The organism is Achromobacter sp. MUI-25009338 (genome assembly GCF_057359325.1).
Window position 1 is genome coordinate 318,587 of sequence record NZ_CM170627.1, and the last position, 23,302, is coordinate 341,888.

Consider the following 23,302-nt stretch of genomic DNA (forward strand, 5'->3'; position numbering starts at 1 on the left):
ATGGAAACGCTTAGTCGACTTTTCGGAGAATGCCAGCAATGGATCTTCGAGACGGCGGTTCAGCCCGCGCTGTTTCACCTGGGCCTGAGCAACTTCATCGAGGACGGCTATGACGCCACGATGTGGCTGCTGGTCGGCCTGCTGCAGATCGCGGTGCTGGTGCTGGTATTCGGTCCCTTGCAGCGCCTGCGCCCGGTCGAGCCCGTCACCGACCGCCGCCAGATCGGCGTGGACGTGCTGTACACGCTGATCCACCGGCTCGGCGCGTTCCGCCTGGTGCTGTTCTTCACCGTCGATCCGCTGTGGGACAGCGTGTTCGGCCAGCTGCACGTATGGGGCTTCGCCGCGTTCCAGCTCGACCAGTACTGGCCCGGCGTGACCGACCGCGCCTGGGTCAGCCTGATCATCTATCTGCTGCTGTTCGACGCGGTGGACTACTTCTACCACCGGGCCCAGCACCGTTTCGGCTGGCTCTGGGCGCTGCACGCCGTGCACCACAGCCAGCGCCAGATGACCATCTGGAGCGACGACCGCAACCATCTGCTCGACGACATGCTGCGCGACGTGCTGGTGGTGTTCGTGTCGCAGCTGGTGGGCGTGCCGCCGGCGCAGTTCGTGATGGTGGTGGCCATCACCCAGCTGGCGCAGAGCCTGTCGCACGCCAACCTGCGCATGCATTTCGGCGCGCTGGGCGACCGCCTGCTGGTCAGCCCGCGCTTTCACCGGCACCATCATTCCATCGCCTACGACGCCTCCTCGCCGGGGCCGGCGGGCGGCTACAACTTCGGCGCGCTGTTTCCGTTCTGGGACATGCTGTTTCGCACCGCGCGCTTCGGCGTGGGCTACGGCCCCACGGGCATCCATGACCAGCAGCCCGAAGCCGGCGGCCGCGACTACGGACGCGGCTTCTGGTCGCAGCAGTGGCTGGGCCTCAAGCGCCTGGCCGGCCGCCCCTGAGGGCGGACGCGGCGTTCTTCAGGGCGCGGCGTGGCCGTCGTGCGTGGTTTCGCGCTTGATCTCGCCGTGCCGGCGTTCCATTTCCTGGCGCAGCTCGCGCCGCAGCCTGGCCGCCTCCATGCGCTGTTTTTCCTCCAGCGTGCGCGGCGCCAGCGGCGGCACCGCGGTGGGCGCGCCGCGTTCGTCGACCGCCACCATCGTGAAGTAACAGCTGTTGGTGTGGCGCACCAGCTTTCTGCGGATGTCTTCGGTGACGACCTTGATCCCGATTTCCATGGACGTACGGCCGGTGTAGTTCACCGCCGCCAGGAAGGTCACGAGTTCGCCCACGTGGATGGGTTCGCGGAAGACGACCTGGTCGACCGACAGGGTCACGACGTACTGGCCGGCATAGCGGCTGGCGCAGGCGTAGGCCACCTGGTCCAGGTACTTGAGTATGGTTCCGCCGTGCACATTGCCCGAGAAATTCGCCATGTCCGGCGTCATCAGGATGGTCATCGACAATTGGTGGCTGAATGCGTCGTCCATGGCGGCATTGAATCTTGGATAAAACGCCTATGGTAGCGGCTGGCGCGTCCCGCGGTCGCGGGTTTTCTGCGTTTCCCGGATCGCCGCCGCGCCGGTGCTATCCTCTTCGCCGTATCGACCGGAGATAGAAATGACCCAGGATGTTGCGAGCGCGGCCGTGCCGCGGTTGACTTCGCTTTCGCACGGCGGCGGCTGCGGCTGCAAGATCGCGCCGGGCGTGCTGTCGGCGCTGCTGGCGCGCTTCGGCCCCGCCGCCAGTTTCCCGAACTTGATGGTCGGCACCGAGACCGCCGACGACGCGGCGGTCTACCGGCTCAACGACGAACAGGCGCTGATCGCCACCACGGACTTCTTCATGCCCATCGTGGACGATCCCTACGATTTCGGCCGCATCGCGGCCACCAACGCGCTGTCGGACGTGTACGCCATGGGCGGCACCCCGATCATGGCGCTGGCCATCGTCGGCATGCCGATCAACGTGCTGCCGCACAGCGTCATCGCCGACATCCTGCGCGGCGGCGAATCGGTATGCGCCGACGCCGGCATCCCGCTGGCCGGCGGCCACAGCATCGATTCGGTCGAACCCATATACGGCCTGGCCGCCATGGGCCTGGTGCATCCGGACCGGGTCAGGCGCAATGCCGACGCGCGCGCCGGCGACGTGCTGATCCTGGGCAAGGGGCTGGGCGTGGGCATTCTGTCGGCGGCGCTGAAAAAGAACCTGCTGGACGAAGCCGGCTACCGCGTGATGATAGACACCACCACCCGGCTGAATCGCCCCGGGCCGGCGCTGGCCGCGCTGGACGGCGTGCACGCGGTGACCGACGTGACCGGCTTCGGCCTGCTCGGCCACGCGCTGGAAATGGCGCGCGGCGCCGGCCTGACGGCGCGCCTGCGCCTGGACAGCCTGCCCTGGCTGCCGGGCGTGCAGGCCTATGCGGCCGACGGCGTGATCACCGGCGCGTCCGGCCGCAACTGGGCCTCCTACGGCGAATCCATCCGTCTGGGCGAGTCGGTCACCGACACGCAGCGCGCCCTGCTGACCGACCCCCAGACCTCGGGCGGCCTGCTGGTGTCCTGCGCGCCTGACACGGCCGACGCGGTGCTGGACCTGTTCCGCGGCCACGGCTTCGCCGATGCCGCCGTGATCGGCGAGATGAGCGCCGGCGAACCGCTGGTGCGGGTGGAGTAACGCGGGGCCGCTACGCGCCCAGGCCGCTGGCGGTGGCCGCGGCCTGTTCCGCCAGCCACTGCATGACCACCGCCGTGTCCGGCGAGCTGCGCCGCGGGTTGCACACCAGCCAGTAGGCCAGCTCGGTGGCGCTGGCGGCCTGCCCGCCCACCGCCTCCAGGCGCTTGTCCGCCAGCATCGGCGCGACCAGCGCCAGCCGTCCCAGCGCGATGCCGTGGCCGGCCAGCGCCGCGTGCACGATCTGGTCGTACTGGTTGAAGCGCAGCATGCCCTTGGCCTGGGCCCGGCCCAGGCCGCGCGCATTCAGCCATTCCGACCATTGCAGCCAGGGGCGGCCGGGGTCGTCGAATTCCAGCAGCACGTGGCGCTGCAGTTCGCGGGCGTCCAGTTCGCGCGCGCCCAGGCTGGGATGCGCGACCGGCACCACCGATTCCCCGAACAGCCACCGCGCCGTGTCCGGCACGCCGTCGCGCAGGCTGTAGCGGATGGCGATGTCCACGTTCTCGCGGTCGATGTCGATGAGCCGGTTGTCGGCCGCCACGCGCACGTCGATCTGCGGGTGGGCCGCCTGGAAGTCGCCCAGGCGCGGCAGCAGCCACAGCGAGGCCACGCCGATGGTGGTGGTGATGGTGACGGGCGTGCGCCGCTCGGGCGCGCGCAGCTGCTCGGTGAGGTCGCCCAGCTGGCTCAGCCACACGTCGGCCATGCGGAACAGCTGCGCGCCTTCGGAGGTGAACGACACGCTGCGAAAGCCCCGCACCAGCAGCGCCACGCCCAGGTGCGCCTCCAGCGCCCGGATCTGGCGGCTGACGGCGGACTGCGTCACATGCAGGTCCTGCGCGGCCAGCGTGATGCTCATGCGGCGGCCCACGGCCACGAAGCCCCGGACGAGATCAAGCGGCGGCAGTTTGGCCAGCGGATATGGCATTCGTGAAACTCATGCGTACCGGACGGAAATGTTGCTTGAGCAATAGTACTCCGAGGGCGTTCAATAGGGATTCGGAGGCCTCCCTGACCCTTACGGAGTTCGTGATGACTGTATCCCTGCCCGATGCGCCGCGCATCGAGATGTGGTTCGATTTCGCCAGCCCGTACAGCTATCTGGCGATCGAGCGCATCGACGCCCTGGCCCGCGAGGCCGAAGTCCGGGTCGATCTCAAGCCTTTCCTGCTGGGCCCCATCTTCCAGGCCCAGGGCTGGAACGATTCGCCGTTCCGGCTGTTTCCCGGCAAGGGCGCCTACATGATGCGCGACATCGCCCGCCTGGCCGAGAAATACGGCCTGGTCTACCGCCGGCCGCGCCTGTTTCCGCGCATGAGCGTGCTGCCCGCGCGCATCGCCCTGCTGGGCCAGGACGAGCCCTGGGGCCGCGACTTCTGCCTGGCCGTTTTCCGCGCCAATTTCCAGCATGACCAGGACATCCAGGCCGAGGACGTGGTGCACGGGCTGCTGACCGGCATGGCGCTGGACGCCGACGCCCTGATCGCCCGCGCCAAGTCCGAGGCCGCCAAGGAGGCGCTGCGGCGCCAGGTCGACCGCGCCCGCAACCTGGGGCTGTTCGGCGCGCCCACGTTTTTCGTGGACGGCGAGATGTTCTGGGGCAACGACCGCCTGGAAGATGCGCTGGACTGGGCCCGCCGCGGCGCGCCCGTCGGCGCCTGGGCGCCGACGGCGGCCCGCGCCTGAACCGCCGCCCACGCAAGTTTTCCGTCAACCCTTCGTCACACAATGAAGAACGCCAGCAGTGCCTATCGCGGCGCGCCCATGCCGGGCGGCCGTTCGTTCACCCAGTTCCGCGCCGCCCGCATCCGGCGCGTATCCTTCCATTGGAAGCTGGCCGAGCGCGCCCAGCCTGACGGCAGGCGCGATCCGAAGAACGGGCCCTAGCGCACGGCTCATCCTCCGCGCGTCACGGGCGCCACGCGCGCCCATTCCTCGTCCGAATACAGCCGCGAGCGCAGCAGGAAACGCTTGCCCTCGGCGCTGTCGAGCGAAAAGGCGCCGCCCCGGCCCGGGACGGCGTCGATGATGAGCTGGGTGTGCTCCCAGTAGGCGAACTGGTCCTCGCCCATGTAGAACGGGCAGCCTTCCAGTTCGCCCAGCAGCACGTCCGAGCCGCCCACCATGAATTCCCCCAGCGCATAGCACATGGGCGAGCTGCCGTCGCAGCAGCCGCCCGACTGGTGGAACATCAGCGGGCCGTGCTTGGCGCGCAGCGTATCGATCAGGCGGCGCGCCTCATCGGTCGCGACCACGCGCGGCGTATGCTCTGCCATGATGTCGTCCTCCCGGGCGCGCCCGGCCGCCGGGCCAGGCGCGCCCGCCGGTCGCGGGTCAGAAGAAGCCCAGCTTCTTGGGCGAGTAGCTCACCAGCAGGTTCTTGGTCTGCTGGTAGTGGTTGAGCATCATCTTGTGGTTCTCGCGCCCGATGCCGGATTGCTTGTAGCCGCCGAACGCGGCATGCGCCGGATAGGCGTGATAGCAATTGGTCCACACCCGCCCGGCCTTGATCGCGCGTCCCATGCGATAGCAGGTATTGGCGTCGCGCGACCAGACGCCGGCGCCCAGGCCGTAGAGCGTGTCGTTGGCCAGGGCCAGCGCGTCATCGGCGTCCTTGAACGTGGTCACCGCCACCACCGGGCCGAAGATCTCCTCCTGGAACACGCGCATCTTGTTGTGGCCCTTGAACACCGTGGGCTGCACGTAATAGCCGCCTTCCAGCGCGCCCTGCATCTGCGCGCGCGCGCCGCCGGCCAGCACGTCGGCGCCTTCCTGCTTGCCGATGTCCAGGTACGACAGGATCTTTTCCAGCTGCTCGGTCGAGGCCTGCGCGCCCAGCATGGTGTCGCCGTCCAGCGGGTTGCCCTGCTTGATCTGGCCGACGCGCTTGAGGGCGCGCTCCATGAACCTGTCGTACAGCGACTCCTGGATCAGCGCGCGGCTGGGGCAGGTGCAGACCTCGCCCTGGTTCAGCGCGAACATCACGAAGCCTTCCACCGCCTTGTCCAGGAAATCGTCGTCCTGCGCGGCCACGTCGGCGAAGAAGATGTTGGGCGACTTGCCGCCCAGCTCCAGCGTGACCGGGATGATGTTCTGCGAGGCGTACTGCATGATCAGCCGCCCGGTGGTGGTTTCGCCGGTGAAGGCGATCTTGGCGATGCGCTTGCTGGAGGCCAGCGGCTTGCCGGCCTCCAGGCCGAAGCCGGTGACCACGTTCACCACGCCCGGGGGCAGGATGTCCGCGATCAGCTCCATCAGCAGCAGGATGCCCAGCGGCGTCTGTTCGGCGGGCTTGAGCACCACGCAGTTGCCGGCGGCCAGCGCGGGCGCCAGTTTCCACGCCGCCATCAGGATGGGGAAGTTCCACGGAATGATCTGGCCCACCACGCCCAGCGGCTCGTTGAAATGGTAGGCCACGGTGTCGTGGTCGATCTCGGACAGCCCGCCTTCCTGGCTGCGGATGCACGAGGCGAAATAGCGGAAGTGGTCGATGGCCAGCGGGATGTCGGCGGCGCGGGCCTCGCGGATGGGCTTGCCGTTGTCCCAGGTTTCGGCCGTGGCCAGGCGCTCCAGGTTGGCCTCCATGACGTCGGCGATGCGCATCAGCATGCGCGCGCGCTCTGCGGCCGACGTGGCGCCCCATTTGGGCGCGGCGCGATGCGCGGCGTCCAGCGCCAGCTCGATGTCGCGCTCCCTGGAGCGGGCGTTGCGGGTCAGCACCTGGCCGGTGACCGGAGTCAGGTTGTCGAAGTATTCGCCGTCCGCCGGCTTCTGCCACTTGCCGTCGATGAAGTTGTCGTACTGGGTTTTCAGGTCCAGGCGCGTGCCATAGGTGTCGGGGGTGACTCGGGTCGCGATGTCCATGCTTGTCTCCGGTATTGTGTGTCGGGGGCGGCAGTGGGCTGCCTGCTCCGTATCAAGCAAGGACCATGCCAGTAGGGGCCGGTCCGCTGGACAGCGGGGATTGCGCGTGCGAAAGTAGGATTCCACACGCCGGGGAGATCGCCCTCAGCCGTCTGGCGGCCCCCACTCGCTGTTGCGTTATGCGACAGTGTTGCGGAACAGGCGTCGCAGAATGCCTGTCCCAGGAGACACGCATGGCCACTCATTCCCGTCAGCACACGCTGACGCAAGCGCGCCTGCTGTTCAACCAGCAGGGCGCGGTGCCCGGCGGCATGGTCGCCGAGCCCATCCTGCGTTCATGGCGGCGCTGCGCCGACCTGGGCTTCGACATGCGCGGCGTGCGCCGCACCGAGCTGATGACCCAGGGCGAGCTGCGCGAGGCGCAGCAGCGCAACGAGGCGCTGCGGCGGATGTCCGAGCCGGCCATGTCCATGCTGCGCCGCCAGGCCGGCGGCAGCGGCAGCCTGGTGATTCTCTCCGACGCCCAGGGGCTGGTGCTCGACAGCGACGGCGACGTCGATTTCGCACAGCGCGCCTCGCGCGTGGCGCTGATGCCCGGCGCCGCCTGGGACGAGGCCGCCGCGGGCACCAACGCCATCGGCACCGCGCTGGTGGAAGGCCGGCCCATCGCCGTGCACGGCGCGGAACATTACTTCGAACCCAACCGCATCCTGACCTGCGCGGCGGTTCCCATCACCGACAACGAAGGCCGCACCGTGGGCGTGCTGGACCTGTCCAGCCAGGCGCGCGAGATCCGGCCCGAGGTGCTGGCGCTGGTGCGCGCGGCGGTGGACCTGATCGAGCACCGGTTGTTCGAGCAGGCCTTCGATCCGCACACGGTGCTGCAACTGCACACCAGCCCGTCGGGCCTGGGCCTGCCGGGCGAGGGACTGCTGGCGTTCGAGGGCGACCTGCTGGTGGGCGCCAACCGCTGCGCCCTGCAGGCGCTGGGCCTGGCCGCGACCGCCCTGGGCGTGTACCGCTACGCCGACGTATTCGAAGGCGATATCGAACGCGGCCCGGACGCGGCGGGCAGGGTGCTGACGCGCGCCGGCGCGGCCTACCATGCGCGCCTGCGCCGCCCGCCGGTGCGCGCCCGCCAGGCCCCGGCCGCGCCGGTCGCGCCGCCGGCCGCCTCGCGCCCCGCCGCGCCGAACTTCGACGCCGCCACGCTGGGCGCGCTGGCGCGCGCCGTGCATCTGTCGGATGCGGGCGTGTCCATCCTGCTGCAAGGCGAAACCGGCGCGGGCAAGGAAGTGTTCGCGCGCGAACTGCATGCGCGCAGCAAACGGGCCGCCGGCCCGTTCGTGGCGGTCAATTGCGCCGCGCTGCCCGAAAGCCTGATCGAATCCGAACTGTTCGGCTATGAAGACGGCGCCTTCACCGGCGCGCGCCGCCAGGGCAGCAAGGGGCTGCTGCGGCAGGCGCATGGCGGCGTGCTGTTCCTGGACGAGATCGGCGACATGCCGCTGCTGCTGCAGTCGCGCCTGCTGCGCGTGCTGCAGACCCGCGAGGTCTCGCCGCTGGGCGCGGCGCGCCCGGTGCCGGTGGACTTCGCGCTGGTGTGCGCCACGCACCGCCCGCTGGCGCACGCGGACGCCGACACGCAGGGCGTCGACACGCCGGTGCGGCCCGACCTGTATTTCCGGATTGCCGAGTACACCGTCACGCTGGCCCCGCTGCGCGCCCGCGCCGACCGCCTGGAGCTGCTGCGCGGCCTGTGGGCGGCGCAAGGCGCGGGGCCGCGCCTGCCGCCCGACATCGAAGCCGTCCTGCTTGCGTACTCATGGCCCGGCAACTACCGCCAGATGGCCGCCGTGCTGCGCACGCTGCACGTGCTGGCGGGGCCGGCGGGCCGGGTCGATGCCGACATGCTGCCCGCGGATATCCGCGCAACGCCGGCGCCCGCGCCTGGCGCCGCCGGCGATTCCGCCAACCTGCAAGCAATGACCGACGCCGCGATTCGCGACGCCCTGGCCGCGCATGGCGGCAACGTCAGCCGCGCGGCGCGCGCGCTGGGGGTGCACCGCAGCACGCTGTATCGGCGTATGAATGCCTAACCCACCAGCCGCGCCAGTTCCGCGCCCGGGTCCTTGGCGCGCATGAAGGCTTCGCCCACCAGGAAGGCGTCGACCTTGTTCTTGCGCATCAGCTTCACGTCTTCCGGCGTCAGGATGCCGCTCTCGGTCACCACGCGCTTGCCGGCGGGGATGCGCGGCAGCAGGTCCAGGGTGTTCGACAGGCTGGTCTCGAAGGTACGCAGGTTGCGGTTGTTGATGCCCAACAGCGGCGTCTTCATTTCCAGCGCGATGTCCAGCTCCTTGGCGTCGTGCACTTCGACCAGCACGTCCATGCCCAGTTCGATCGCCAGGGTTTCGTACTCGCGCAGCTGCGCCGGGGTGAGGGCGGCCACGATGAGCAGCACGCAGTCGGCGCCCATCGCGCGCGCGGCGATGATCTGGTAGGGGTCGATCACGAAGTCCTTGCGCAGCACCGGCAGCGAGCAGGCCGCGCGGGCCTGGCGCAGGTGGTCGTGCGAGCCCTGGAAGAACTGCACGTCGGTCAGCACCGACAGGCAGGCCGCGCCGTGCACGGCGTAGGAGGCGGCGATTTCGGCGGGGGCGAAGCCCTCGCGCAGCACGCCCTTGGAAGGCGAGGCTTTCTTGATTTCGGCGATGACGCCGGCCTTGCCCTGCGCGATCTTGTCTTCGATGGCCTGGGCGAAGCCGCGCACGTCCTGGCGCGCCTGCGCTTCGCGCAGGACTTCGGCTTCGCTGCGCATCTGGCGGGCGGCGGCGACTTCCTCGACCTTGACGGCGAGGATCTTCGCGAGAATATCGTTCATTTCAGGAATTTCCGGGTATATGCGCAGAATTCTTCCAGCTTGGCTCGCGCCGCGCCGGTGGAAATCAGTTCGAATGCTAGCGCTAAGGCTGCGGGAATGGAATCGGCTTTATTGCCTGCATAAATCGCGAGCCCGGCATTGAGCGCGACAATGTCGCGGGCCGTGCCTTCGACATTCTCGAGCGCCTCTATGACCAGCTCGCGCGATTGTTCGCGATTGGACACCTTGATGCTGCGGTTGGACATCATGGATAGCCCGTAGTCCTCGGGATGAATTTCATATTCGAGGACCTTGCCGTCCTTGAGTTCCCCGACCATGGTGGCCCCGCCCAGCGAGGCTTCGTCCATGCCGTCCTTGCCGTGCACCACCAGCACGTGGCGCGAGCCCAGGCGTTCCAGCACGCGCACCTGGATTCCGACCAGGTCGGGGTGGAACACGCCCATCAGCTGGTTGGCGGCGTTGGCCGGGTTGGTCAGCGGGCCGAGGATGTTGAAAATGGTGCGCACGGCCAGTTCCTTGCGCACGGCGGCCACGTTCTTCATGGCGCCGTGGTGGGCCGGCGCGAACATGAAGCCGATGCCGGTGGCCTGGATGCATTCGGCCACCTGCTCGGGCGTGAGCACCAGGTTGGCGCCCAGGGCTTCGAGCACGTCGGCGCTGCCGCTGGAGGACGAGGCGCTGCGGTTGCCGTGCTTGGCGATCGGCACGCCGGCGGCCGCCGCAACGAACATGGCCGTGGTGGAAATGTTGAAGGTATGGCTGCCGTCGCCGCCGGTGCCGCACATGTCCAGCAGGTCTTCCGGATTGGGCGTGACCACGGGCGTGGCGAATTCGCGCATGACCTGCGCGGCGGCGGTGATCTCGCCGATGGTTTCCTTTTTCACGCGCAGGCCCATCAGCAGGGCGCTGGCGATCTGGGGCGACATCTCGCCGCGCATCAGCATGCGCATCAGATGCAGCATTTCGTCGTGGAAAATTTCGCGGTGTTCGATACAGCGCGTCAGCGCTTCGGCGGGGGAAATGGTCACGATGCGTCCTTCTCAGGCGAGGTTCAGGAAATTGCGCAGCAGGGCATGGCCATGCTCGCTGAGCACGGACTCGGGATGGAACTGTACTCCGTATAGCGGCAGCGTCTTGTGGCGCACGCCCATGATGTCGCCGTCCGGCGCGGTGGCGGTGACCGCCAGGCAGTCGGGCAGCGTGGCCGGATCGATGGTGAGCGAGTTGTAACGGATGGCCGTGTACGGGGTGGGCAGGCCGGTGAAGATGTCGGTGCCGGTGTGCGAGATCTGCACGGTCTTGCCGTGCATGATCTGCTGGGCCCGCACGATCCTGCCGCCGTAGGCCGCGCCGATGGCCTGGTGGCCCAGGCACACGCCGAGTATGGGTTTCCTGCCGGCGAAGGCTTCGATGACGGGCACCGAGATGCCGGCCTCGGCGGGCGAGCAGGGGCCGGGCGACACGCAGATGCGGTCGGGGTTCATGGCGGCGATTTCGTCCAGCGTGATCTGGTCGTTGCGCGCGACGCGCACGTCCTCGCCCAGTTCGCCGAAGTATTGCACCAGGTTATAGGTAAACGAATCGTAATTGTCGATCATCAGCAGCATAGTTTTCTCCGTGCGGGCGGTATTCGGTAGGGGCGGGGCCGGGGTCAGATGGGTTCGTCCAGGCCGTGCTGCACCTGCTCGGCGGCGCGCAGCACCGCGCGGGCCTTGGCCTCGGTCTCGGCCCATTCGGCTTCGGGGCTGGAGTCGGCCACGATGCCGGCGGCGGCCTGCACGTACAGCGTGCCGTCCTTGATGACGCCGGTGCGGATCGCGATGGCCACGTCCATTTCGCCGCCATAGCTCAGGTAGCCGGCCGCGCCGCCGTAGATGCCGCGGCGCACGGGTTCGAGTTCGTCGATGATCTTCATGGCCTCGACCTTGGGCGCGCCGGTCAGGGTGCCGGCCGGGAACGAGGCGCGCAGCACGTCCATGCTGCTCATGCCGGGGTTCAGGTTGCCGGTTACGTTGGACACCAGGTGCATGACGTGCGAATAGCGTTCGATGACCATGGTGTCGCTGACCTTCACCGAGCCCACTTCGGCCACGCGGCCCACGTCGTTGCGCGCCAGGTCGATCAGCATCACGTGCTCGGCCACTTCCTTGGGGTCGGCCTTCAGTTCGGCGGCCAGCGCGGCGTCCTCCTCGGGCGTGGCGCCGCGCTTGCGGGTGCCGGCCAGCGGGCGGATGGTGATCTGCGACTTGGGCTCGCCGTTTTCGACCACGCGCTCCTGGCGCACCAGGATCTCGGGCGAGGCGCCCACGACCTGGAAGTCGCCGAAATTCCAGAAGTACATGTAGGGGGAGGGGTTGAGCGAGCGCAGGGCGCGGTAGAGGGAGAGCGGGGAGTCGCGGAAGGGCTTGGCGATGACCTGGCCGATCTGCACCTGCATCAGGTCGCCGGCGGCGATGTGTTCCTTGGCGCGGCGCACGGCCGCCAGATAGTCTTCCTTCTTGAAGTCGCGCCGCTCTTCGGTCTGCATGCTGGCGTGGCTGTACGGGATTTCGACCGGGCGGCGCAGGCGCACGCGCAGGTCGTGCAGGCGCTGCTGGGCGCGGCTGTAGGCCTCGGGCTGGGCCGGGTCCGCGTAGACCATCAGGTAGATGCGGCCGGCCAGGTTGTCGACGATGACCAGTTCGTCGACGTGCATCAGCATCAGGTCGGGCGTGCCGCCTTCCATGCCGGCCGGAAACGGCTTGACCGCCGGGCCCAGGCAGGGCTCGATGTGGCGCACCGTGTCGTAGCCGAAGTAGCCGGCCAGGCCGCCGCAGAAGCGCGGCATGCCCGGACGCAGGGCCACCTTGAAGCGGCTCTGGTACTGCTCGATGAAGGCCAGCGGGTCGCCGTCGTGGGTCTCGGCGATCTTGCCGTCGTGCAGCACCTCGGTGCGTGTGCCGCTGGCGCGGATCACGGTGCGGGCCGGCAGGCCGATGAAGGAATAGCGGCCGAAGCGCTCGCCGCCCACCACCGATTCCATCAGGCAGGTCATGCGGCCGGCCTGCGGGCCGGCATGCGCCAGCTTCAGGTAGATGCCCAGGGGCGTGTCCAGGTCGGCGTAGGTTTCGGCCACCAGCGGGATGCGGTTGTAGCCTTGCGCGGCGAGGGCCTTGAATTCGATTTCGGTCATGTGGGTCTCGTAAGCGTTCGATTTGCTTGCGGACCGGGCACATAGCAAAAAGCCCGGTCCAGGTTACTGGTTCCGGGCTTGGCTCTGTGGTTACACAGCTACGGCACTAGGCGGCATACGCGTCCAGGGCCGGGAGGGATCATCGCCACCCGGAAGACAAACGCCACCAGCGCCACGAGGCGCCGAGCATTTGGTTCTGGATGGAAACGTTCATCGGGTGATTCTGCTATGGAAACTTGGTATGGAAACCTGCTGGTCAGGAACCGGTTTTTGCCGTGGCGTTTGCCGCGGTGTTTGCCGTATTGCGGCTCTGGTTCCAGAGCGCGACCCACTGGGCCGCGTCAACTAGCGTGTCAACTATACCATCGACATCGAGCTCGCGCACGTCCTTGCCTTCGTTGTAGCCATAAGGCACCACCAGCACCTGCGTGCCGGCGCTGCGTCCGGCCTGGGCGTCGTTCAGGGAGTCGCCGATGGTCACGGCCTGCGGCGCCGTGACGCCGAGCAGGTCGCAGGCATGCAGCACCTGGTCGGGATCGGGCTTGCGGCGCGCGCAGGTGTCGCCGCAGACCACGGCGTCGAAAAAGCCGGCCAGGCCGGTGCGCTGCAAAAGCGGCAGCGTGAACTCGGTGGGCTTGTTGGTGACCACCGCCAGCTTCAGGCCCTGTTCGCGCAGCTGCTTCAGGCCGTCGATGACGCCGGGGTACACCTGGGCCTTTTCGCCGTTGACCAGGTGGTAGTGGCGGTAGAAGGCGGCGCGGGCGCGGTCGAACTCGGCGGGCTCCGGGTCGGCGCCCTCCAGGCTGCCGGCCAGGCTGCGGCGCACCAGGTTGTCCACGCCCTTGCCGACGAAGGTCGCCACCACGTCCTCGCGCAGCGGGGACATGCCCAGCTCCACGCGCATGGCGTTGGCCGCGAAGGCCAGGTCGGGGATGGAGTCCAGCAGGGTGCCGTCCAGGTCCAGCAGCGCGGCGCGAAAAGCGGTCATATCGATTCCCGGTATCAGATGGCGGTGGTTTCGCCGACGGCGATCTGCTCGCGCATCGACTTGATGATGCCGGCGTAGTCCGGCTTGCCGAAGATGGCCGAACCGGCCACGAAGGTGTCCGCGCCGGCGCGGCGGATCTCGGCGATGTTGTCGATCTTGACGCCGCCGTCGACCTGCAGGGCGATTTCCTGGCCGCCGGCGCGGGTCCAGGCGTCGATGCGGGCGCGCGCCTCGCGCAGCTTGTCCAGCGCGGCCGGAATGAAGCTCTGGCCGCCGAAGCCGGGGTTGACCGACATGATCAGGACCAGGTCGATCTTGTCCATCACGTAGTCCAGGTAGGACAGCGGCGTGGCGGGGTTGAACACCAGGCCGGCCTTACAGCCGTTTTCGCGGATCAGCGTCAGCGTGCGGTCCACGTGGCGGCTGGCGTCGGGGTGGAAGCTGATGTAGTCGGCGCCGGCCTTGGCGAACATCGGCACCAGGTCGTCCACCGGTTCCACCATCAGGTGCACGTCGATCGGCACGGAAACATGGGGACGGATCGCCGCGCACACCATGGGGCCGATGGTCAGGTTGGGGACGTAGTGGTTGTCCATCACGTCCACGTGGATCCAGTCGGCGCCGGCGGCGACGACGTTGCGGACTTCCTCGCCCAGGCGGGCGAAGTCAGCCGACAGGATGCTGGGGGTGATGCGGGTGGAGGCCGAAAGGGTAGACATGATGTTCGGAGTCGGGGAGGGCATAATGTGCCATTATTGCAGTTTGAGGCGCGGTACCGGGAGTGGCCCGGTCCGGCGGGTCCGGCGGCCGCGCCTGCTACACAGGAAAGGACTGTGAAACCTTACGACCTGAGCGTCTCCGTCTCTCCACGCTTCGTGCCTGAACAGTCCGATCCCGGCGAACAGCAGTTCGTATTCGCCTATACCGTCCGCATCACCAACACGGGCGAACATCCCGCCCAGGTGATCAGCCGCCACTGGATCATCACCGACGGCAACCAGCGCGTGCAGGAAGTGCGCGGGCTGGGCATCGTGGGCCAGCAGCCGCTGCTGGCGCCCGGCGAAACCTTCGAATACACCAGCGGCTGTCCCCTGCCTACTCCGGTGGGCACGATGCGCGGCACCTATCACTGCGTCGGCGAGAACGGCATTCCGTTCGAAGTGCCGATCTCCGAATTCGTCCTGGCCATGCCGCGCACGCTGCACTGAATGGCCCGGTCCCCGTCGTACGTCCTGCCCTTGCTCATGAAGCGCATTTTCAGTTTGTCCGTGCTGTCGGTACTGCTGGCGGCCTGCTCCACGCCCTCCGACATTCCCCCCGATTCCGGCACGCTTCCCGGCGCGCGTCCGCCCGCGGCCGAAGGCCCCCTGGTGGTGCCGCCGCTGTCGGCGCTGCCCGATACGCCGCCGCGCGCGCTGGCGGGCAAGTTCAAGCCGGGCAACTGGTCGGAAATGCCCGGCTGGAGCAGCGACGACCTGTCGCGCGTGTGGCCGCTGTTCCTGCGCAACTGCCGCGGGCTGATGCGGCCCACTTCCGGCAACCTGGCCGCGCCGGCGCGCGCCACGCCGCGGGCCTGGCAGCCGGTCTGCGCGGCCGCCACCGACCCGGCGCGCGCGCCCGCCGCGGGCGACGGCGAGGCGGTGCGGCGCTTCTTCCAGGCCTATCTGCAGCCGTGGCGCCTGAACGCGGCCGACGGCAAGCCGGCCACCAATACGGTCACCGGCTACTACGAGCCGCTGGTGCGCGGCTCGCGCCGCCAGGGCGGCAACTACCAGTGGCCGCTGTACGCCGTGCCCGCCGACCTGCTGACCATCGACCTGGGATCGGTCTATCCGGACCTGGCGGGCAAGCGCGTGCGCGGCAAGCTCGACGGCAAGCGCGTGGTGCCCTACGACACGCGCGCCGCCATCGAGTCGACCGCCGGCCGCCGCCCGCCCGTGGTGGTGTGGGTGGACGATCCGGTGGACAACTTTTTCCTGCAGGTGCAGGGCTCGGGCCGGGTGCAGCTCACCGACGGCCCCGACGCCGGCAAGACCATACGCGTGGCCTATGCCGACCACAACGGCCAGCCCTACGTGTCCATCGGCCGCTGGCTGATCGACCGCGGCGAACTCGCGCCCGACCAGGCCTCGATGCAGAACATCCGCGCCTGGGCGCAGCGCAATCCCAAGCGCGTGCCGGAAATGCTGAACGCCAATCCGGCCGTCGTGTTCTTCCGCGAAGAGGCCGTGGTGGACCCCGAACTGGGTCCCAAGGGCGCCTACGCGATCCCGCTGGCGCCGATGCGCTCGGTGGCGGTGGACGCCAGCTTCGTGCCGCTGGGCACGCCGGTGTTCCTGTCGACCACCTATCCGGCGTCCGACCGGCCGCTGCAGCGCCTGGTGTTCGCCCAGGACACCGGCACGGCCATCCGCGGCGCGGCGCGCGCCGACTTCTACTGGGGCTACGGCGACGCGGCCGGGCAGCAGGCGGGGCGCATGAAGCAGCGCGGCCAGATGTGGGTGTTGTGGCCCAAGCAGGCCGGGGAGCCGACAGCAAGATGAGCCATCAGATCGTCGTTTGCGGAGCCGGCATCGTCGGCCTGTCCACCGCCCTGGCGCTGGCCCGCCGCGGCCAGCGCGTGGCCGTGCTGGCCCCGCGCGCCAGCGTGCCGGCGGCCGATCCCAACCACTACCATCCGCGCGTCTACGCCATTTCGCCGGCCAGCCAGCGTTTCCTGGCCGAGCTGGGAGTCTGGGACGCGATGCCCGCGGCCCGGCTCACGCCGGTGACCGCGATGGAGATCCACGGCGACGCCGACGGGCAGGTGAACCTCAATGCCTGGCAGGCGGCGCTGCCGCAGCTGGCGTGGATCGTCGAATCCGGCGAAATCGAGCGCGTGCTGATCCAGGCCGTGCGCATGTTCGGCATTGCCTGGCTGGAAGACCGCTGCACCGGCTATCGCAACGGCGCCATCGAGACGGAAGGCGGCGCGCGCATCGAGGCCGAACTGTTCGTGGGCGCCGACGGCGCGGCCTCGCCGCTGCGCACGGCGGCCGGCCTGAAGCACGAGTCCCAGTCCTATCACGACACCGGCCTGGTGGTGCACCTGGACGCGCAGCGTCCGCACCAGGGCACGGCCGTCCAGTGGTTCCGCGACGATGGCGTGCTGGCGCTGCTGCCGCTGCCCGACACGGCCGACGGCCCGCAGGTCTCGATGGTCTGGTCCATGCGCAGCGAGCAGGCCCGCGACTTGCTGGCCTTGCCGCCGGCCGAACAGACGGCGCGCCTGGAGGCCTTGCTGGCCGACGCCGCCGAAGGCCGGCTGGGAACCCTGAAGGTGCGCAGCAGGCTGCATGGCTTTCCCCTGACCCTGGAGCGCGCGCAGATGGTGGCGCCGGGCATCGCGCTGGCGGGCGACGCCGCGCACCGGCTGCACCCGCTGGCCGGGCAGGGCCTGAACCTGGGCCTGGGCGACGTCGAGGCGCTGGTGCGCACGGTCGCCGGGCGCGAGCCCTACCGCACGGCCGGCGACCTGCGGGTGCTGCACCGCTATCAGCGGGCGCGGGCCGAGCCGGTGCTGGCCATGCGCCTGGCCACCGACGGCCTGCACAAGCTGTTCGCCTCGCGCGCCACGCCGCTGGTCTGGCTGCGCAACGCCGGCATGCACTGGGTCGAGCGCGCGCCGCTGGTCAAGCGCCGCCTGATCGCCGGGGCCTCGACCAACTAGGTTACGCTAGGCCCTAGGCCGAACGACACGATATACGAGTACAGGAGCACAGATGAATTTCCGCATTTCCGCCGTCCTGGCCGCCGCGCTGCTGGCGGTGTCGGCCGGCGTGTCGGCCCAGGACGCCAAGTCCGTGTCCACGCAGTCCGCCGGCCAGGCCGGCAAGGACGCCAAAAGCTACGCCACGCCCCAGGCGGCGCCGGCCGATCCCGCGGCGGACGCGGTCAAGGAACGTTTCAAGCAGCGTTTCTCCGGCATGGACGTCACGGCCGTGCGGCGCACGCCCTACGGTTTGTTCGAAGTGCAGCTGGGCATGGACATGATCTACACGGACGAGAAAGTCACCTGGGTCATGGAAGGTCCGCTGATCGACGCCATGACGCGCCGCGACGTCACCCGCGAATCGCTGGAGCGGCTGAGCGCCGTGAAGTTCGACGATCTGCCGCTGGAACTGGCCATCAAGCAGGTCAAGGGCGACGGCTCGCGCAAGGTGGCGATTTTCGAAGACCCCAACTGCGGCTATTGCAAGCAGCTGCGCAAGACGCTGGAAGACGTGGACAACCTGACCGTCTACACCTTCCTCTATCCCATCCTGTCGGCCGATTCCAAGGACAAGGTGCGCGACGTCTGGTGCGCCAAGGACCCGGGCGCGGCCTGGGACGACTGGATGCTGCGCGGACGCAAGCCGGCCGCCGCCAGCTGCGACGTGCCCGAGGCCGAACTGCTGGCCCTGGGCCAGCGCCTGATGGTGCGCGGCACGCCCACTTTGTTCTTCGCCGACGGCACGCGCACCAGCGGCGCGCTGCCCCTGGAGCAGCTCAAGGCCCGACTGAACTGACCGGCGCGCGCCGCCGGCCGGGAGGCTGGCGCCGCAAGCGCCACGCCACCCGGAGACCGCATTGAAAATCGCAATACTCGACGATTATCACGACGTAGCCCGGCGCTACGCCGACTGGACCTCGCTGGGCGGCGACGCCGAGGTGCAGATCTTCAACAACTACATTCCGCCCGAGCAGGTCGAGGCCACGCTCGAGAGCTTCGACGTCATCGTCGCCATGCGCGAGCGCACGCCGTTCCCGGCCGAGCGCATCCGCGCGCTGCCCGGGCTGCGCCTGTTGATCACCACCGGCATGCGCAACAACGCCATCGACATGCAGGCCTGCGCCGCGCAGGGCATCGTGGTGTGCGGCGCGCCCGGCAGCCCCGAGGCCGCCACCGCCACCGCGGAGCTGGCCTGGGCGCACATCCTCGGACTGTTCAAGCACCTGCCGGCCGAAGACGCGGCCATGCGCCGCGGCATGTGGCAGACGGCCATGCCCGAGCCGCTGGCCGGCAAGCGGCTGGGCGTGCTGGGCCTGGGCAAGCTGGGCACGGCGGTGGCCAAGGTGGGCCAGGCCTTCGGCATGGACGTGGTGGCCTGGAGCCCCAACCTCACCGACGAACGCGCCGCGGCCGCCGGCGTGGCGCGGGTGGACAAGCACGAACTGTTCGCCACGTCCGACGTGGTCAGCCTGCACCTGATTCTTTCCGAACGCACCCGCCACGTGGTCGACGCCACGGCGCTGGCCGCCATGAAACCCACCGCCTATCTCGTCAACACCTCGCGCGCCGGCCTGGTGGACCAGGAAGCGCTGATGGACGCGCTGGTGAAATTCCGCATCGCCGGCGCGGGGCTGGACGTCTATCCCGAAGAGCCGCTGCCGCCCACCGACACGGTGCGCGACCTCGACAACGTGATCCTCACGCCGCACCTGGGCTACGTCAGCCGCGAGAATTTCGAGGCGTTCTACCAGAACGCGCTGGAAGCCGTGAAAGCCTGGCAAGCGGGGCAACCGGTGCGGGTGCTGAATGCGTGAAACGTGCGGATGGTGGGGATACGTAGGATGGGTGTAGCGCGAGATTTCTTGGGCAAGAATTCAACTGTTCGTCGCGCGTAACCCATCGGCCGGCGGCAGCCGGCTGTTTGTCTCTTGCCACGAAAACCGGCGGCTGGCGCCGCCTGATGGGTTACGCGCGCTCGATATTTGAGTTCTTGCCCAAGAAATCTCGCGCTACACCCATCCTACGTCCGAATCCCAAACCTCGACCCTGCCCGGATCACCCGGCGCCGCCCGGCCGCGAGAACGTCACCTTCTTCTCGACCATGCCCTGCGGCGCGGTATCGCCGCAGGCTTCGGCGCCGTCCGCTTCCGGGTCCACGGCGTCGAACGCGGTGTCGCCGTTGGAGTCGGGCAGGCCGGTGGGCTTGAGGCCCACGAAATCGAACAGGTCGCGGTCCATCAGGTGCGAGGGCACCACGCGCGACAGCGCGTTGAACACATTCCACGAGCGGCCCGGATGCTGCCGGTCCCATTCCTGGATCATGCGGCCGACCTCCTTGCGCTTGAGGTTCTCCTGCGAGCCGCACAGATTGCACGGGATGATGGGGAACTGCTTGAGTTCCGCATAGGCGATCAGGTCGGTCTCGGGCACGTAGGCCAGCGGACGGATCACCGTGTGGCGGCCGTCGTCGGACACCAGCTTGGGCGGCATGCCCTTGGCCTTGCCGCCGTAGAACAGGTTCAGGAAGAAGGTGCCCAGGATGTCGTCGCGGTGGTGGCCCAGCGCGATCTTGGTCGCGCCCAGTTCCGAGGCCACGCGGTACAGGATGCCGCGGCGCAGCCGCGAACAGAGCGAGCACATGGTCTTGCCTTCTTCCAGCACGCGCGTGACGATGGAGTAGGTGTCCTGCGTCTCGATGTGGAAGGGCACGCCCAGTTCGGTCAGGTAGCGCGGCAGGATGTCGGCCGGAAAGCCCGGCTGCTTCTGGTCCAGGTTGACCGCGACCAGCTCGAACGGAAACGGCGCGCGCTTTTGCAGCTGCATCAGGATGTCGAGCAGCGCGTAGGAGTCCTTGCCGCCGGACAGGCACACCATCACGCGGTCGCCGGCCTCGATCATGTTGTAGTCGGACAGGGCGCGCGTGGTTTCGCGGGCTAGCCGCTTGGTCAGCTTGTTGCCTTCGTGGCGGAGTTTCTTTTCTTCGGCCGCGGTGCGCAGGCCGGGGGAGGCGATATCGTTCATGGTCAGCGCGTGATCTGGATTTCCACGCCGACTGCGGCGCAGTCGGAGAACGCCATGGGCTTGCTGATGCGCAGGCGCAGCGCGCGGATTTCCTGGAAGTCGGCCAGCAGGCGGGCGGCCACCTGCTCGGACAGGGTTTCGATCAGGTTCACGTGGGCCTGGGTGCATTCCTCCACGATGGCCTCGCGCAGGCGGCGGTAGTCGAGCACGCTGTGGATGTCGTGGTCGTCGACCGCGCGCTGGATGTCCACGTCGAATTCGGCGTCGACATGCAGGGGCTGGGTGGCGCGGCGCTCGTGCTCGAGGATGCCGATGCGGGCGTCGAGCGCGAGCCCGGAAAGGATGATGCGGCGTGTGGGCATGATGAAAACCTGGATGGCGTAGCCGGGAATTGTAAGGCGGCGGCGGGAAGGGGGCAGCCCGCTGGCTACAATCCGGCCATGCGCGGGCGCGCCGCGGTCAACAAGGGGTGAAATGCAACAGATGCACGATACGGTGATTGTAGGCGGCGGCCCGGCCGGCGCCTCCTGCGCGCTGTGGCTGGCCAGGCTCGGCCTGTCCCCGTTACTGATCGAGGCCGGCGCCCGCCTCGGCGGCCTGGGCAACGACAATCCGTTTCCCGACGACTGGATCGCCGTGCTGCCCGGCGTCACCGGCCAGCAGGTGGCCGCCAACATCGACGCCAGCGTGCGCGCCGCCGGCGTGCCGCTGCGCCTGGAGACCCGCGTCACCGCGGTGCGGCCGTGCAAGGGCGGCATCGAGGCCCGCCTGGCCGGCCCCGACGGCGCCGAAAGCCTGGCGCGGGCGCGCACCCTGGTCATCGCCTCGGGCGTGCGCGCCAAGGGGCTGCCGGACTACCCGCCCGGCGCGACCTGGCCGGGCGTGCTGATCGGGCCGGGTTCGCCCATCGTGGCGCAGGACTACACGGGCCTGTCGGTGGCGGTGCTGGGCGGGGGCGACAACGCTTTCGAGAATTTCGTCTACGTGCGCAACCGCGGCGCGCGCGCCGTGCACCTCTACGCCCGCAGCGTCCGCGCCCAGCAGCAATGGGTGACGCGCGCCGGCCGCGACGGCGTGCGCATCGGCCCGTACCGGGTCGATCCGGCCGCGCGCAGCGTCGACGGGCGCCGCTACGACCTGATCCTGGTGTTCTACGGCTGGGAGCCCCAGGCGGGCTTCGCCGACAGCCTGCAGCTGGCGCGCGACGCGCGCGGCTACATCCGCACCGATTTCGCCACCGCCGAGACCAGCGTGCCCGACATCTACGCCGTGGGCGAAGTGGCCAACCGCATGCATCCCTGCGTGGTCACGTCCCTGGCCGACGGCGTGGTCGCGGCCAAGGCCATTCAGCGGCGCTGGGAGCGCGCCTAGCCGGCGCGCATTGCGCAAGCGCTAAGGGAAAATACGCATGGCATAGCGCGGCACGCTTGTTCAGAATTCCTTCCAGACGCGAGTTCGTCTTCATATTTTCGCCGACTGCCAGTGTTGCCAGTCAGGCGTAGGGCAAAAAGGCCCGAGCCGGAAAATCCGGCTCGGGCCTTTTCGTTTTCCGTTTTTCCATCGCTTTTCTTCGAATGGCGTTTCGATGCGCCGTGGGCGAAGCCTTGCCCGGAGAAACGAGGGTGCAGCGGACGGACGGCGGTCGTCGCGATGTGATCGGCAAAGGCGCCTGCCCAATCCCGGGCAGTTCGGGGCTTGCAAGCAGGCCCTGGCCGCAGGCTTGCCCACAGAAACGCACAGGAGCGCAATGATGAGCGAATACAACCGCCGCCGCTTTCTGCAGCACAGCGGCTCCATGGTCCTACTCAGCGCCGCGTCGGGGATGGCAGCCGTGCCCCGCCTGGCTTTTTCCCAGGACACCGTCAAACTGGGCTTGCTGCATTCCCTGTCCGGCACCATCGCCATCGCCGAGGCGTCGCTGGTCGACGCCGAGAAGCTGGCGATCGAGGAAATCAACGCCTCGGGCGGCGTAATGGGCAGAAAGATAGAGCCGGTGGTGGAGGACGGGGCGAGCGAGAACGCCGTGTTCGCCGAAAAGGCGCGCAAGCTGCTCGACCGCGACAAGGTCGCCGCCATCGTCGGCTGCTATACCTCGGCGTCGCGCAAGGCGCTGCTGCCGGTGCTGTCGCGCAGCAAGGGCCTGCTTTACTACCCCACCTACTACGAGGGCCAGGAGCAGGACGCCCGCGTGTTCTATCCTTCCCAGGAGGCAACCCAGTCGGTGATCGCGGCGGTGGAGTGGATGGCCCGCGAGAAGGGCAAGACCTTCTTCCTGGTCGGGTCCGACTACATCTATCCGCGCACGTGCAACAAGATTGCCAAGCCGGCCATCGCCCGTGCGGGCGCGAAGGTGGTGGGCGAAGAGTACGCGCCGCTGGGGCATACCGAATTTTCCTCGATCATCAACAAGATCAAGGCGGCCAAGCCGGAGTGCATCTACAGCACGGTGGTCGGCGGTTCCAACGTGGCGTTCTACAAGCAGTTGCGCGCCGCCGGCCTCGACGGCACCCGGGTGGTGCTGCTGTCGACCGTGGTGTCCGAGAACGAGATCGAAGGGATCGGCAAGGACAATGCTGCCGGCTACTACGCTTGCATGGGGTACTTCCAGAGCCTGCAGAACCCCGCGAACGAGAAGTTCGTCAAGGCCTTCAAGGCGAAGTACGGGCCGGACCGTGTCATCGGCGATCCGATGGAGGTCGCCTACAACAGCGTGCACCTGTGGAAACTCGGCGTCGAGAAGGCCGGTTCGTTCGAACCCGACAAGGTCATCGCCGCGACGGGCGGACTGACCTTGGAGGCGCCCGAGGGCACGGTGCGCGTGCATGAAACCAACCACCACGTCTGGAAAAAGGTGCGCGTGGGCCGCGCCCGGCCCGACGGGCAGTTCGACATTGTCTGGGAGTCCGCCGACCTGATCGAGCCCAATCCCTTCCCGAAGCTGTAGG

Annotated in this window: 24 protein-coding genes; 12 read left to right on the top strand and 12 right to left on the bottom strand. The window is 68.6% G+C overall.

The features are described from left to right. Positions 1-957, top strand: a complete 957-nt coding sequence (locus tag AC1IQ6_RS01490) for a sterol desaturase family protein (protein WP_102773175.1) — start codon at positions 1-3, stop codon at positions 955-957. Positions 958-975: 18 nt separating this feature from the next. Here AC1IQ6_RS01490 and AC1IQ6_RS01495 read toward each other — a convergent pair whose 3' ends face one another. Beyond that, positions 976-1,485 (bottom strand): acyl-CoA thioesterase, encoded by a 510-nt coding sequence (locus tag AC1IQ6_RS01495; RefSeq protein ID WP_102773176.1) that lies wholly within the window; start codon positions 1,483-1,485, stop codon positions 976-978. 130 nt (positions 1,486-1,615) lie between these two features. Between AC1IQ6_RS01495 and selD the strand changes: the two genes are divergently transcribed. Continuing rightward, on the top strand, positions 1,616-2,677 hold the full coding sequence (gene selD, locus AC1IQ6_RS01500; protein ID WP_209165567.1) for a selenide, water dikinase SelD: 1,062 nt from the start codon (positions 1,616-1,618) through the stop codon (positions 2,675-2,677). 10 nt (positions 2,678-2,687) lie between these two features. Here selD and AC1IQ6_RS01505 read toward each other — a convergent pair whose 3' ends face one another. After that, positions 2,688-3,605, bottom strand: coding sequence for a LysR substrate-binding domain-containing protein (locus AC1IQ6_RS01505; protein WP_102773178.1), 918 nt, complete (start codon positions 3,603-3,605; stop codon positions 2,688-2,690). 104 nt (positions 3,606-3,709) lie between these two features. On the opposite strand from AC1IQ6_RS01505, the gene AC1IQ6_RS01510 reads away from it, so the two are divergent. Further along, positions 3,710-4,363, top strand: a complete 654-nt coding sequence (locus AC1IQ6_RS01510) for a DsbA family protein (protein WP_485865704.1) — start codon at positions 3,710-3,712, stop codon at positions 4,361-4,363. Positions 4,364-4,405: 42 nt separating this feature from the next. Further along, positions 4,406-4,564 (top strand): hypothetical protein, encoded by a 159-nt coding sequence (locus tag AC1IQ6_RS01515; protein WP_168202195.1) that lies wholly within the window; start codon positions 4,406-4,408, stop codon positions 4,562-4,564. 8 nt (positions 4,565-4,572) lie between these two features. Here the strand turns inward: AC1IQ6_RS01515 and AC1IQ6_RS01520 are convergent, their stop codons facing one another. Together AC1IQ6_RS01520 and adh are read right to left on the bottom strand one after the other, a co-directional pair. Continuing rightward, positions 4,573-4,953, bottom strand: coding sequence for a DUF779 domain-containing protein (locus AC1IQ6_RS01520; protein WP_102773180.1), 381 nt, complete (start codon positions 4,951-4,953; stop codon positions 4,573-4,575). Between the two features lie 58 nt (positions 4,954-5,011). Then, complete coding sequence (gene adh / locus AC1IQ6_RS01525; protein WP_102773181.1) at positions 5,012-6,541, bottom strand: aldehyde dehydrogenase; 1,530 nt, start codon at positions 6,539-6,541, stop codon at positions 5,012-5,014. Positions 6,542-6,774: 233 nt separating this feature from the next. Between adh and AC1IQ6_RS01530 the strand changes: the two genes are divergently transcribed. After that, entirely contained in the window at positions 6,775-8,640 is a 1,866-nt protein-coding gene (locus AC1IQ6_RS01530; RefSeq protein WP_111826118.1) for a sigma-54-dependent Fis family transcriptional regulator, read from the top strand. Here the strand turns inward: AC1IQ6_RS01530 and trpC are convergent. The 6 genes from trpC to rpe form a co-directional block, all read right to left on the bottom strand. Then, complete coding sequence (gene trpC / locus AC1IQ6_RS01535; protein WP_102773182.1) at positions 8,637-9,425, bottom strand: indole-3-glycerol phosphate synthase TrpC; 789 nt, start codon at positions 9,423-9,425, stop codon at positions 8,637-8,639. The two genes, AC1IQ6_RS01530 and trpC, sit on opposite strands and share 4 nt — an antisense overlap. After that, positions 9,422-10,453: an anthranilate phosphoribosyltransferase gene (gene trpD, locus AC1IQ6_RS01540; protein WP_102773183.1), complete on the bottom strand. Its 1,032-nt coding sequence runs from the start codon at positions 10,451-10,453 to the stop codon at positions 9,422-9,424. The genes trpC and trpD overlap by 4 nt, the downstream gene beginning before the upstream one ends. A 12-nt stretch (positions 10,454-10,465) precedes the next feature. Then, entirely contained in the window at positions 10,466-11,032 is a 567-nt protein-coding gene (locus tag AC1IQ6_RS01545) for an anthranilate synthase component II (RefSeq protein WP_102773184.1), read from the bottom strand. 44 nt (positions 11,033-11,076) lie between these two features. Further along, positions 11,077-12,597 (bottom strand): anthranilate synthase component I, encoded by a 1,521-nt coding sequence (trpE, locus tag AC1IQ6_RS01550; protein WP_102773185.1) that lies wholly within the window; start codon positions 12,595-12,597, stop codon positions 11,077-11,079. 256 nt (positions 12,598-12,853) lie between these two features. Then, the gene (locus tag AC1IQ6_RS01555) at positions 12,854-13,585 is read right to left on the bottom strand and encodes a phosphoglycolate phosphatase (RefSeq protein ID WP_479730832.1); all 732 of its coding nucleotides are present in this window, start codon (positions 13,583-13,585) and stop codon (positions 12,854-12,856) included. Positions 13,586-13,599: 14 nt separating this feature from the next. Next, positions 13,600-14,328 (bottom strand): ribulose-phosphate 3-epimerase, encoded by a 729-nt coding sequence (rpe, locus tag AC1IQ6_RS01560; RefSeq protein ID WP_102773187.1) that lies wholly within the window; start codon positions 14,326-14,328, stop codon positions 13,600-13,602. A gap of 90 nt (positions 14,329-14,418) precedes the next feature. Here rpe and apaG point away from each other — a divergent pair, with 90 nt between their 5' ends. From apaG to AC1IQ6_RS01585, 5 genes are all read left to right on the top strand, one after another. Continuing rightward, the gene (gene apaG, locus AC1IQ6_RS01565; protein ID WP_039882644.1) at positions 14,419-14,793 is read left to right on the top strand and encodes a Co2+/Mg2+ efflux protein ApaG; all 375 of its coding nucleotides are present in this window, start codon (positions 14,419-14,421) and stop codon (positions 14,791-14,793) included. Between the two features lie 36 nt (positions 14,794-14,829). After that, a complete protein-coding gene (gene mltA / locus AC1IQ6_RS01570) occupies positions 14,830-16,128 on the top strand; it encodes a murein transglycosylase A (RefSeq protein WP_485865705.1) in 1,299 nt (432 codons plus the stop codon). Beyond that, on the top strand, positions 16,125-17,294 hold the full coding sequence (locus tag AC1IQ6_RS01575) for a UbiH/UbiF family hydroxylase (protein WP_485865706.1): 1,170 nt from the start codon (positions 16,125-16,127) through the stop codon (positions 17,292-17,294). Before mltA ends, AC1IQ6_RS01575 begins: the two co-directional genes overlap by 4 nt. Before the next feature lie 52 nt (positions 17,295-17,346). Continuing rightward, entirely contained in the window at positions 17,347-18,132 is a 786-nt protein-coding gene (locus AC1IQ6_RS01580; RefSeq protein WP_102773190.1) for a DsbC family protein, read from the top strand. A 61-nt stretch (positions 18,133-18,193) separates the two neighbouring features. Continuing rightward, positions 18,194-19,150, top strand: a complete 957-nt coding sequence (locus tag AC1IQ6_RS01585; protein WP_485865707.1) for a D-2-hydroxyacid dehydrogenase family protein — start codon at positions 18,194-18,196, stop codon at positions 19,148-19,150. A 241-nt stretch (positions 19,151-19,391) separates the two neighbouring features. Here AC1IQ6_RS01585 and ttcA read toward each other — a convergent pair whose 3' ends face one another. Further along, a complete protein-coding gene (ttcA, locus tag AC1IQ6_RS01590; RefSeq protein WP_485865708.1) occupies positions 19,392-20,357 on the bottom strand; it encodes a tRNA 2-thiocytidine(32) synthetase TtcA in 966 nt (321 codons plus the stop codon). 2 nt (positions 20,358-20,359) lie between these two features. Next, positions 20,360-20,719, bottom strand: a complete 360-nt coding sequence (gene folB / locus AC1IQ6_RS01595) for a dihydroneopterin aldolase (RefSeq protein ID WP_102773193.1) — start codon at positions 20,717-20,719, stop codon at positions 20,360-20,362. A gap of 112 nt (positions 20,720-20,831) precedes the next feature. Between folB and AC1IQ6_RS01600 the strand changes: the two genes are divergently transcribed. Beyond that, a complete protein-coding gene (locus tag AC1IQ6_RS01600; protein WP_485865709.1) occupies positions 20,832-21,728 on the top strand; it encodes an NAD(P)/FAD-dependent oxidoreductase in 897 nt (298 codons plus the stop codon). Positions 21,729-22,107: 379 nt separating this feature from the next. Further along, positions 22,108-23,301 (top strand): urea ABC transporter substrate-binding protein, encoded by a 1,194-nt coding sequence (gene urtA / locus AC1IQ6_RS01605; protein WP_111826108.1) that lies wholly within the window; start codon positions 22,108-22,110, stop codon positions 23,299-23,301. The last annotated feature ends 1 nt before the right edge of the window (position 23,302 follow it).